Source organism: Streptomyces adelaidensis (assembly GCF_016598475.1).
Taxonomy (GTDB): Bacteria; Actinomycetota; Actinomycetes; order Streptomycetales; family Streptomycetaceae; genus Streptomyces; species Streptomyces adelaidensis.
The window spans coordinates 1-10591 of the sequence record NZ_JAEMUX010000148.1; the positions used below are offsets into that span (position 1 = coordinate 1).

Here is a 10591-nt window from a genome sequence, read left to right on the forward strand (position 1 = left end):
CGGAAATCAAGGAATGCTCAGTGGCGTGGGGCAGGTCTGGACGTCCAGAACCAATGTGTCCGAGTTGCCGTTGCGCCCGACCTGGATGAAGCCGAGGGCGGTGTAGAGGTGCACGGCAGGGTTGCCGTCCTCGACGCTCAGGCTGAGCCGGGCGACCGGGGTCGGTCTCTCGGCGGCGGCCTGGATCAGCGCCTCCATCAGGGCGCGGCCGTGCCCGCGGCCTCGGTGTTCGGGCAACAGGCCGAGGGTCAGTTCGGGGACGTCGGGAGCGACGAAGCCGTATCCGGGCTCACTCTCGGGGAGGTGCCGTGCCCAGACCGCACCGATCGGTTCGCCAGCGTCGGTCTCTGCGATGACCCCGAAGTCGTCCCTGCGGGGCCAGCCGACGAGGTAGCGCGAGGCGTGTGGCTCGGCGGCGAGTTGCGAGGCAGTGAAGCGCTGCTCGCCGTTCCAGTTGTATGCCTCGAGCAGGATGCGCCAGAGAAAGTCAGCGTCGCTGGCGACGGCGGGGCGGACAGACATCAACGGCCTTTGGATGGGAGTGGCGCGGGCCGACCGACGATAGGCCACCATTTGCAGATCGGCAAGACGTTTTGTCGCGGGACGCCTGCCCCACGGCTCGGCCCCTGGAGAACTGTCGGGAATCTCCCGGGGTCGACGGCCAGCCGATGGTCACCCGCTACTTGTCTTCACCTCGGGAGTGATGCCCTCCTACTGACCATCAGCGCCCATGAATGCCCTATCGCCCCAGGTCAAAGCACTCCTAAGCATGTTGGTCACGCACAGGTCCGCTGGTTCATGAAAGCGCGAGGTTATAGGAACTGTTCATCCCGTCCGTCGGATGGCCGCCCCAACCCTTCGGCGGCCGCCACTGCGCGCCACCAAGAAGAGGGGGCACAGAACGTGAACACAAGAACTTGACAGGGAAACCTGGACCTGTCTCTACGAGGGCAAGAACTGGGAGGGCCGCCGGCTGGCGTTCGCCGACTGCGGCTACATCCAGGATCTCGGCGACTACGGCTTCAGCGACGAGGCGAGCTCCTGGCACAACAACCAGACCAAGGGGACGAAGAGCACGGTCCACAACTGGGCCGGGGACCACTGGGAGCTCCTGTGGACAGAGGGAGGAGCGCCGTCCGTGAGCTCCTACGTGGGTGACCGCAACGACAACAGGGCGGACGGGATCAAGGCCTGTTGAACGGTTCCGCGCGGCGGGCCCGGGGGGCGGGCCGGCCGTTGCGGCGTGTCGCCCCTCGGTTTCGCGGAGCGGTAAGTTCCAGTCATGGCAGCCAGCCCGCACGAAGTGACCAATCAGGCTCCGCCTCTGGTGGACTACGACGTTTTCACCGCCGACCGGGCCCTGGCGGAGGCGGTCGACCGGCATCTGGACCCGGCGCTGCTGGACGAGGCGCGCTCGGACCTGTCGGGGCTCGGCCGTTCGGCGGGCTCCGCACAGGTGCAGGAGTGGGGCCGGCTGGCGAACGAGAATCCGCCGAAGCTGCACACCCACGACCGGTACGGCAACCGGATCGACGAGGTGGAGTTCCATCCGTCCTGGCACCGGCTGCTCGGCAAGGGCGTCTCGGCGGGGCTGACGGCGGCCTGGACCCGGCCCGGCGGTCAGGTGCGGCGCGCGGCCGGTTTCGTCCTCTGGAGCCAGGTCGAGGCAGGCAACGGCTGTCCGCTGTCCATGACCCACGCGGCGGTACCCGCCCTGCGCACGGACCCGGCGCTCGCCGCCGAGTGGGAGCCCCGGCTCACGTCCATGGTCTACGACCAGGATCTGCGGCCCGCCGACCGGAAGGCCGGCGCGCTCTTCGGGATGGCCATGACCGAGAAGCAGGGCGGCAGCGACGTACGCGCCAACACGACCGCCGCGCGGCCGCTGGCCGAGGACGGGACGTACGAGCTGACGGGTCACAAGTGGTTCTGCTCGGCGCCGATGTCGGACGGCTTCCTGGTGCTGGCGCAGGCCGCCCCCTCCGAGGGAGAAGGGGGTCCGACGTGTTTCCTGGTGCCCCGGGTGCTGGCGGACGGCACGCGCAACGTGTTCCGCCTCCAGCGGCTGAAGGACAAGCTGGGCAACCGGTCGAACGCCTCCGCCGAGGTCGAGTTCGACGGGACGTGGGCGCGCCGGGTCGGGGAGGAGGGCCGGGGGGTGCGCACGATCATCGAGATGGTCGCCGCCACCCGGGTGGACTGCGCGCTGGGCGCGGCCGCGCTGATGCGGCAGGCGGTGGCGCAGGCGATCCACCACTGCACGTACCGGGAGGCGTTCGGGGGCCGGCTGGTCGACAAGCCGCTGATGCGCAATGTCCTCGCCGATCTCGCCCTGGAGTCGGAGGCGGCGACGACGCTGGCGATGCGGGTGGCCGCGGCGTGCGACGCGGCGGAGGCGGGCGACGAGAACGAACGCTCGTTCCTGCGGCTCGCGGTGCCGACCGCCAAGTACTGGGTGACCAAGCGCTGCACCCCGACGGTGGCCGAGGCCTCCGAGTGCCTCGGCGGCAACGGCTATGTCGAGGACTCCGGCATGCCCCGCCTGCTGCGCGAGTCCCCGCTCAACTCCGTCTGGGAGGGCGCCGGAAACGTCCAGGCCCTGGACGTACTGCGGGCCCTGCAGCGTGAACCGGGGGCCCTCGACGCCTACTTGCGGGAGGTCGGCCGGGCCCGCGGCGCCGACCACCGGCTCGACGGCGCCATCAAGGGACTGCTGACCGAACTCGCCGACCTGAACGGCATCGAGGCCCGCGCCCGCCGGCTCGTGGAGCGCCTCGCCCTCGTCCTCCAGGGCGCGCTCCTCGTGCGGTACGCGCCCCCGGCGGTCGCCGACGCGTTCTGCGCCTCCCGGCTGGGCGGCGACTGGGGCACGGCATTCGGCACGCTGCCGCACACGCTGGACCTGGCGTCGGTGGTGGCACGGGCCCGCCCGGTGAGCTGAGCCGGGCTGAACGCACACCGAAACAGGGGGCGCTCTCTTTCGGGTGGTACGACACGGGGGTGGTGCCGCGCCGACACGGCACCACCCCCGCTCCTCCGGCCCTTCTGAGCCGAGCGCACCCGCCGCGCGGGGCGGCGTTGAACAAGTTTCAAACAGCCCAGGGCCGTTCGCCAGGGTTGCAGGGGGTTGCAAGTGGTCTGCGCTCTGTGGCCGGAGTGTGCCCCTCCGTGGCCGAAGAGCGGCAGACTATGAAGCCCGCAGTCAACGCCGTTACGCAGATCCGGACATTCCACGGCCACCAGGGGCCGTGGGGCGGACCGGCCTGCCGGGGAGGAACGAGTGCCGCACTCGCCGATGGAAGTCACGCGGCTCACCGCCACAGACGCCGCCCGGGCGGCACGGGTCCTCGGCGAGGTACGTGCCTCCGTGCTCGACGGCCGACGGCCGAAACCCGCCCCGCGCCCCGCGATCCGCGAGTCCTGGGGCCGCACGGTCCAGAGCGGCATCGATCCCGACCACGACTTCCGGTCCGACCTCCTCGGCCACGACGAGGTCGAGCGGCGCCGCCGGAGCACCCGCCTGCGGCACATCCTGCCGGTCCTGCGCGAGGGGCTGCTCTCCCTCGCGGACACCACCCAGCACATCATGATGGTGGCGGACGCCGACGCCCGGGTGCTGTGGCGCGAGGGCAGTCCGGCGGTGCTCCGCAAGGCCGACGGGCAGGGTCTCGGGATCGGCTCGGACTGGCGCGAGGAGACCGTCGGCACCAACGGCGTCGGCACGCCCCTCGTCTCCCGCCGCCCCGTACAGGTCTTCTCCGCCGAGCACTTCGTCCGCGCCCTGCACCCCTGGACCTGTACCGGCGCCCCCATCACCGATCCGCGCGACGGCCGTCTGCTCGGCGCGGTGGACATCAGCGGCCCCCTGGAGACCCTGCACCCCGCCACGCTCGCCCTGGTCGACTCGGTCGCCAAACTCGCCCAGGCCCACCTGCGGGACCTGCACCTGACCTCCCTCGAACAGCTGCGCGCGGTGGCGGCCCCGGTACTGGCCCGTATCGGCGGCCGCGCGATCGCCGTCGACCAGGACGGCTGGACGGCCGCGGTGACCGGCATGCCGTACACCAGCCGCGTCGCCCTCCCCAAGTCCCTCTCCCCCGGTCGGTGCCGGCTCCCGGCCCTCGGGCTGTGCGCCGTCGACCCGCTGCCCGCCGGCTGGCTGATACGCCCGACCGCGGAGCCCGCCCCCGCCTCCGCCGTCACCCACATCGCCCTCGACGTCTCCCACGCCCGCCGCTGGACCGTCACCGTCACCGACTGCGCCGGGTCCTGGACCCACGAACTCACCCCCCGCCACGCCGAACTCCTCTACCTCCTCGCCCTCCACCGCGGCGGCCGCAGCGCCTCCGCCCTCGCCGACGACATGTTCGGCGACCCCGCCCGCACCGTCACCGTGCGCGCCGAGATGTCCCGCGTACGCCGCTACCTCGGCGCCCTCCTCGACCACCGGCCGTACCGTTTCACCGAACGCGCGGACGTCGAAGTCCTCCTGCCCCCCACGCCGTTGGACCTCCTGCCGTACTCGATGGCACCGGGCGTCATGCGGGCGCGGAGAGTGACGCCGGGGGGACAGCCTTGGGAGGAACCGGCGTTGGAGCACGGGGACGGCACCCCCCTCCGGTGAACGGATCATGGCCGGAGAGTGAGGGATCTCCCTGCAATTCCCGCGTCCTCGGCGTGACACGTGTCCCACTGCCGTAGCATCCCTTGCACGGCCGCCCCACCTGCCCCTCTGTCAATGTCCTGACTTCGGTAGGCAGTTGGCCGCCCCGGGAGGTTCAATGAAGCACCGCGGTAGGCATCGTCGACGTAGAAGGGGGCGTGCGCTGCGCGCGTCTCTGGCGGGGACCGCGCTGGCGCTCACGGCGGCGGCCACCCTGATCAGCACGTCACAGGCGGCCGGCGGGGAGACGCCCGGCGGTCTGTCCTCGATCACCTCCTCCGCCGAGCTGCGCGAGCTTCAGCTGCGCGAGTCCCTCACCGACGAGACCGCCCTGGACAACCTCACCACCGAGATGGGCGGCAGCGTCGGCGTCGAGGACGTACTGACGAGCGCCAACCATGTGATGCGGGACGAATCGGACTGTTACGCCACCGAGAAGGCGTCCCTGCCCGTCGAGCCGGCGGTCAGCCGGGCGTACTGCTGGGACCCGGCCGACGCGGCCAACGCCAAGTGGCTCCCCCGGTCCGTCGCCACCTCCCGGAACAACCAGGTCATCCTCTCCGGCTGGACACACGCCGGAGACGACGGCAGTGGCGTCACCGGCGAAGAGGGGCTCGCCAGGGTCGCCTTCGTCGACGCCCGCGATCCGGGCAATCTCAAGTACCGGTGGGTCCTCCTCGTCATGCCGCAGGCCGACGGCAAGGGGTTCGAGGCGGTGCGGTCCCGGCTCGGCGGGATGGTCTGGTACGAGGACAAGCTGATCGTCACCGCCCAGGGGGCCGAGAGCACCGGGCGGCGGGACGACTCCCTGTACGTGTTCGACCTCGGCCGGCTCCTCCGGGCCGATGTGACCGACAGTGACGCGATCGGCGAGGTCGAGGACGGCTGGTCGGCGCATCACTACCGGTACGCGATGCCGGCGATCGCCTCCTACACCCCGGCCTCGGGCGGCTCCTGTGACGCCCGTGACAACGAGGGGGTGCCCTGCTTCGGCTCGCTCACCCTGGACCGGACGTCGACGCCGCCCAGCGTCGTCGCGAACGAGTGGTTCGGTCCGAGCCGCGAGCAGCACGCCCGCATCTGGCGCTACGGCCTCGACACCGTCGCCGACCGCACCGGCCTGCTCACCACCGGACGGCACGGCGGCGTCGCCCCGACGGAGGCGTACGAGACCGAGGCCGCCGGTGTCCGGGGCGCCTTCTCCCACCAGGGGAACTGGTACGTCGGTCAGGGTGCCGAGGAGCGCGACGCGCGCGGCACCCTGTGGAGTCAGGACGAGAACCGGGCCAGGGCCGCCAAGTGCCCGGGCGAGCGCACGGGCTCCACGTCGTACGCCTGCTGGGGGCTGCACACCGCTTCCCTCTCCTACTCGCCGGAGACCGACGAGCTGTGGACGCTCAGCGGCCCGATCCCCGAGCGGGTGCTGTACTCGGTACGACTGTCGGACGTGGACAGCTCACTGGGCTAAGCCGTGTCAGGAAGTCCGGCCCGGCCTTGGTTGCCGGGCCGGGCCCATGATTCCCTGGCGGCATGAGCAGCAGCACCGTCACCACCTGGTCCCTGGAACAGACCTCGCCCAGCGACCTGCTTCCCGCCGCCGCACCCGACGGCGACGACGTCCGTGTCGTCCGCTCCGAGGTCCCCTCCCCCGAGTTCAGCCGCTTCCTGTACGCCTCCGTCGGCGGCGACATCCTGTGGATCGACCGGCTCTCGTGGTCGTACGACCGCTGGCGGGAGCATCTGGACCGGCCCGGCGTGGAGACCTGGGTCGCATACGACCGGGGCACGCCCGCCGGCTATGCCGAGCTGGAGCCGCAGGACGACGGTGTCGTGGAGATCGGGTACTTCGGGCTGATCCCGGCGTTCCGGGGGCGGCGCATCGGCGGGCACCTCCTGTCGTACGGGACCGCCCGAGCCTGGGACCTCGCCGAGCGGTGGCCGGGGCTGCCGCCGACCAAGCGGGTCTGGCTGCACACCTGCACGCGGGACGGGGAGCACGCCATGGCGAACTACCAGCGGCGGGGGTTCAAGCTGTTCGACACGAAGGTGACGGTGGAGCCGGACGCCACCGCGCCGGGCCCCTGGCCGGCAGCCACTTCCACACCATGACCCACATCACACCGTCTCGCCATGCGAGACAACCTTGTCCGGAATATGGATGACGGTGGACTCGGTCTAAAGAGCCGTGACACGCTTCCGTCATGTCTGGAACTGGAATTGCCTTGGTGAGTCGGCGCCACGTCGACCTCGGCCGCATGTCCAGCGCCATCTGTCCGGTGAGCTGACGCCCCACCTGCGAGGGGTCTCATGGGCCCCGGGCAACAGCGCCGCACCCCCCTCTGTATTCAACCAGCGCAATGACGCGCCGGTGCCGCACACGTCCCCCGTGTGCCGTATTCGCGCGTATGCGCAGGTCAGAGCCGCTTCCACGCCTGTCCCGAAGGACGTACAAACCATGGCCGCCACCCCGCAGAACTCCGCCACGCCCCGCCGCAAGGTGAGCCGTCACCGTGGCGAAGGACAGTGGGCCGCGGGACATTTCACCCCGCTCAACGGCAACGAGCAGTTCAAGAAGGACGACGACGGTCTCCATGTGCGGACACGCATTGAGACGATCTACTCGAAGCGCGGCTTCGACTCGATCGACCCCAACGACCTGCGCGGCCGGATGCGCTGGTGGGGGCTGTACACCCAGCGCAAGCCCGGGATCGACGGCGGCAAGACCGCGATCCTGGAGCCGGAGGAGCTGGACGACAAGTACTTCATGCTGCGGGTGCGGATCGACGGCGGTCGGCTGACCACTCAGCAGCTTCGGGTGATCGGCGAGATCTCGCAGGAGTTCGCGCGGGGCACGGCCGACGTCACCGACCGGCAGAACGTCCAGTACCACTGGATCCGGGTCGAGGACGTGCCCGAGATCTGGGAGCGGCTGGAGGCCGTCGGGCTCTCCACCACCGAGGCCTGCGGTGACACCCCCCGTGTGATCATCGGCTCGCCCGTCGCCGGGATCGCCGCGGACGAGATCATCGACGGCACCCCCGCGATGGACGAGATCCACCGGCGGATCATCGGCAACCCGGACTTCTCGAACCTGCCCCGCAAGTTCAAGTCCGCGATCTCCGGCTCGCCGCTGCTCGACGTGGCGCACGAGATCAACGACATCGCCTTCGTCGGTGTCCGCCACCCCGAGCACGGCCCCGGCTTCGACCTCTGGGTCGGCGGCGGTCTGTCCACCAACCCCAAGATCGGGCAGCGGCTCGGCGCCTGGGTGCCGCTGGACGAGGTCGCGGACGTCTACGAGGGCGTCATCTCGATCTTCCGTGACTACGGCTACCGGCGGCTGCGCACCCGCGCCCGCCTGAAGTTCCTGCTCGCCGACTGGGGCACGGAGAAGTTCCGCCAGGTCCTGGAGGACGAGTACCTCAAGCGCGAGCTGATCGACGGCCCCGCGCCGGACCAGCCGGTGGCGCGCTGGCGCGACCACGTGGGTGTGCACCCGCAGAACGACGGCCGGTACTACGTCGGGTTCGCCCCGCGCGTCGGCCGCGTGGACGGCACCATGCTCACGAAGATCGCCGACCTCGCCGAGGCGCACGGCTCGGGCCGGGTCCGGACCACCGTCGAGCAGAAGATGATCGTGCTCGACGTCACCGAGGACCAGGTCGACTCGCTCGTCGCGGGCCTGGAGGCGCTGGACCTCCGGGTGAACCCGTCCCCGTTCCGGCGCGGCACGATGGCCTGCACCGGCATCGAGTACTGCAAGCTCGCCATCGTCGAGACGAAGGCGCGCGGCTCCGCCCTGATCGACGAGCTGGAGCGCCGGATCCCGGACTTCGACGAGCCGATCACCATCAACATCAACGGCTGCCCGAACGCCTGTGCGCGTATCCAGGTGGCGGACATCGGTCTCAAGGGGCTGCTCGTCCTCAACGACCAGGGCGAGCAGGTCGAGGGCTTCCAGGTGCACCTGGGCGGCGCGCTCGGCCTGGAGGCCGGCTTCGGCCGCAAGGTCCGCGGCCTGAAGGTCACCTCCGAGGAACTGCCCGACTACGTCGAGCGCGTGCTGAAGCGGTTCCAGGAGGAGCGCGAGGACGGCGAGCGGTTCGCCACCTGGGCCGCGCGAGCTTCTGAGGAGGCGTTGTCGTGAGTCGGGCGAGTGAGCCGAAGGAGCGCGCCTCCGTTGTGAGGCTGAGCGCGCGGAGGCCGCGCAGCGGTCGAGCACGGTCGGCCGTCGACGGAGGCTGGAGCGCCCCGGAGGCGAACCGAGCCGCAAAAAAGGGGGAGTCGCTGTCATGAGCGAGCGAGCCGCCCCCTTCTACTGCCCCTACTGCGGTGACGAGGACCTGCGCCCCAACGAAGAAAGTCATGGGGCGTGGGAATGCGGGGCCTGCAATCGAGCCTTCCAGTTGAAGTTCCTCGGGCTGTTGTCCCGGGGGCTTCAGCGAGCCGACAGTGGAGGGGATCACATATGACTACCGTCCAGGCGGATTCCGATACGTCCGCGTCCTTGCCGGACGCGGCCGACCCGGAGACGGCGAAGCGCGCCGAGCTCAGGGCGCTCGCCGAGCAGGCCGGCCGCGATCTGGAGAATGCCCCGGCGCTGGAGATCCTCCAGTGGGCCGCGGACACCTTCGGCAAGCGTTTCTGCGTGACCTCCTCCATGGAGGACGCGGTGGTCGCGCACCTCGCCTCCCGGGCCAGGCCCGGCGTGGACGTCGTGTTCCTCGACACCGGCTACCACTTCCCGGAGACCATCGGCACCCGGGACGCGGTCGAGGCCGTGATGGATGTCAATGTCCTCACGATCACCCCGCGTCAGACGGTCGCCGAGCAGGACGCCGAGTACGGGCCCAGGCTCCACGACCGCGACCCGGACCTGTGCTGCTTCCTGCGCAAGGTCAAGCCGCTCGAAGAAGGCCTGACCCGGTTCGACGCGTGGGCGACCGGTCTGCGCCGCGACGAGTCCGAGACCCGGGCGAACACCCCGGTCGTCGGCTGGGACGAGAAGCGCGGCAAGGTCAAGATCTCGCCGATCGCCCGCTGGACCCAGGACGACGTGGACGCGTACGTCGCCGAGCACGGCGTGCTCACCAACCCCCTGCTCATGGACGGCTACGCCTCCGTCGGCTGCGCCCCCTGCACCCGCCGGGTCGCCGACGGCGAGGACGCGCGCGCCGGCCGCTGGGCGGGCAACGCCAAGACCGAGTGCGGGCTGCACCTGTGACCGCCGCAGCACCTGCCGAGACCCCTGAGAACACCGTGGCGGCTGAGGCCGCTCAGACCACCGACAACCCCGTCCCCGTGACGAACCACGTGCCTGTGAAGAACCAGGAGAACCCAGTGACGACCGGAGCCACCGGAGCCACCGTCTGGCTCACGGGTCTGCCGAGTGCCGGCAAGACCACCATCGCGTACGAGCTCGCGAGCCGGCTCCGCGAGGACGGCCACCTCGTCGAGGTGCTCGACGGCGACGAGATCCGCGAGTTCCTCACCGCCGACCTCGGCTTCAGCCGCGCCGACCGGCACACCAACGTGCAGCGCATCGGCTTCCTCGCCGACCTGCTCGCCCGCAACGGCGTCAAGGCGCTGGTGCCTGTCATCGCGCCCTACGCCGACAGCCGCGAGGGCGTGCGCAAGCGCCACGCGGCGAGCGGTGCCGCGTATGTCGAGGTGCATGTGGCGACGCCGGTCGAGGTCTGCTCCGTACGCGATGTGAAGGGGCTGTACGCCAAGCAGGCGGCCGGTGAGATCTCCGGGCTGACCGGTGTCGACGACCCGTACGAGGCGCCCGAGACACCGGATCTGCGGATCGAGTCGCAGGACCAGACGGTTTCGGAGTCCGCTGCCCTGGTCCACAAGCTGCTCACCGAGAGGGGTCTGGCATGACGACGACCGTCGCCGCCGTCTCCGAGGAGACCGACACCCCGT

Annotated in this window: 10 protein-coding genes; 9 read left to right on the forward strand and 1 reads right to left on the reverse strand. The window is 70.7% G+C overall.

From position 1 onward, the window contains the following. Window positions 1-6 precede the first annotated feature (6 nt). Entirely contained in the window at window positions 7-522 is a 516-nt protein-coding gene (locus I8N67_RS39800) for a GNAT family N-acetyltransferase (protein ID WP_200309186.1), read from the reverse strand. A gap of 760 nt (window positions 523-1282) precedes the next feature. Between I8N67_RS39800 and I8N67_RS39805 the strand changes: the two genes are divergently transcribed. The 9 genes from I8N67_RS39805 to cysC all read left to right on the forward strand — a co-directional run bounded on the left by I8N67_RS39805 (window position 1283) and on the right by cysC (window position 10549). Continuing rightward, on the forward strand, window positions 1283-2941 hold the full coding sequence (locus I8N67_RS39805; protein WP_200309187.1) for an acyl-CoA dehydrogenase family protein: 1659 nt from the start codon (window positions 1283-1285) through the stop codon (window positions 2939-2941). Window positions 2942-3295: 354 nt separating this feature from the next. Further along, window positions 3296-4624, forward strand: coding sequence for a helix-turn-helix domain-containing protein (locus tag I8N67_RS39810; RefSeq protein ID WP_200309192.1), 1329 nt, complete (start codon window positions 3296-3298; stop codon window positions 4622-4624). A 157-nt stretch (window positions 4625-4781) separates the two neighbouring features. Next, on the forward strand, window positions 4782-6131 hold the full coding sequence (locus I8N67_RS39815; protein WP_200309188.1) for a hypothetical protein: 1350 nt from the start codon (window positions 4782-4784) through the stop codon (window positions 6129-6131). 62 nt (window positions 6132-6193) lie between these two features. Then, on the forward strand, window positions 6194-6772 hold the full coding sequence (locus I8N67_RS39820) for a GNAT family N-acetyltransferase (protein WP_200309189.1): 579 nt from the start codon (window positions 6194-6196) through the stop codon (window positions 6770-6772). Window positions 6773-6864: 92 nt separating this feature from the next. Then, window positions 6865-6948, forward strand: a complete 84-nt coding sequence (locus tag I8N67_RS44820) for a putative leader peptide (RefSeq protein ID WP_309474722.1) — start codon at window positions 6865-6867, stop codon at window positions 6946-6948. Window positions 6949-7118: 170 nt separating this feature from the next. After that, window positions 7119-8810 carry a nitrite/sulfite reductase gene (locus I8N67_RS39825; RefSeq protein ID WP_200309190.1) on the forward strand — a complete coding sequence of 564 codons (1692 nt, stop codon included), beginning with the start codon at window positions 7119-7121 and terminating at the stop codon, window positions 8808-8810. Between the two features lie 145 nt (window positions 8811-8955). Next, on the forward strand, window positions 8956-9135 hold the full coding sequence (locus I8N67_RS43525; RefSeq protein ID WP_234047013.1) for a hypothetical protein: 180 nt from the start codon (window positions 8956-8958) through the stop codon (window positions 9133-9135). Next, the gene (locus I8N67_RS39830; RefSeq protein ID WP_234047014.1) at window positions 9132-9887 is read left to right on the forward strand and encodes a phosphoadenylyl-sulfate reductase; all 756 of its coding nucleotides are present in this window, start codon (window positions 9132-9134) and stop codon (window positions 9885-9887) included. The genes I8N67_RS43525 and I8N67_RS39830 overlap by 4 nt, the downstream gene beginning before the upstream one ends. 77 nt (window positions 9888-9964) lie before the next feature. Next, the gene (cysC, locus tag I8N67_RS39835; RefSeq protein WP_200309191.1) at window positions 9965-10549 is read left to right on the forward strand and encodes an adenylyl-sulfate kinase; all 585 of its coding nucleotides are present in this window, start codon (window positions 9965-9967) and stop codon (window positions 10547-10549) included. The last annotated feature ends 42 nt before the right edge of the window (window positions 10550-10591 follow it).

What these genes read in the sequence shown, in the direction of transcription:
- I8N67_RS39800 (WP_200309186.1), bottom strand. Translation starts at nt 522, where the DNA reads ATGTCTGTCCGCCCCGCCGTCGCCAGCGACGCTGACTTTCTCTGGCGC.
- I8N67_RS39805 (WP_200309187.1), top strand. Translation starts at nt 1,283, where the DNA reads ATGGCAGCCAGCCCGCACGAAGTGACCAATCAGGCTCCGCCTCTGGTG.
- I8N67_RS39810 (WP_200309192.1), top strand. Translation starts at nt 3,296, where the DNA reads ATGGAAGTCACGCGGCTCACCGCCACAGACGCCGCCCGGGCGGCACGG.
- I8N67_RS39815 (WP_200309188.1), top strand. Translation starts at nt 4,782, where the DNA reads ATGAAGCACCGCGGTAGGCATCGTCGACGTAGAAGGGGGCGTGCGCTG.
- I8N67_RS39820 (WP_200309189.1), top strand. Translation starts at nt 6,194, where the DNA reads ATGAGCAGCAGCACCGTCACCACCTGGTCCCTGGAACAGACCTCGCCC.
- I8N67_RS44820 (WP_309474722.1), top strand. Translation starts at nt 6,865, where the DNA reads ATGTCTGGAACTGGAATTGCCTTGGTGAGTCGGCGCCACGTCGACCTC.
- I8N67_RS39825 (WP_200309190.1), top strand. Translation starts at nt 7,119, where the DNA reads ATGGCCGCCACCCCGCAGAACTCCGCCACGCCCCGCCGCAAGGTGAGC.
- I8N67_RS43525 (WP_234047013.1), top strand. Translation starts at nt 8,956, where the DNA reads ATGAGCGAGCGAGCCGCCCCCTTCTACTGCCCCTACTGCGGTGACGAG.
- I8N67_RS39830 (WP_234047014.1), top strand. Translation starts at nt 9,132, where the DNA reads ATGACTACCGTCCAGGCGGATTCCGATACGTCCGCGTCCTTGCCGGAC.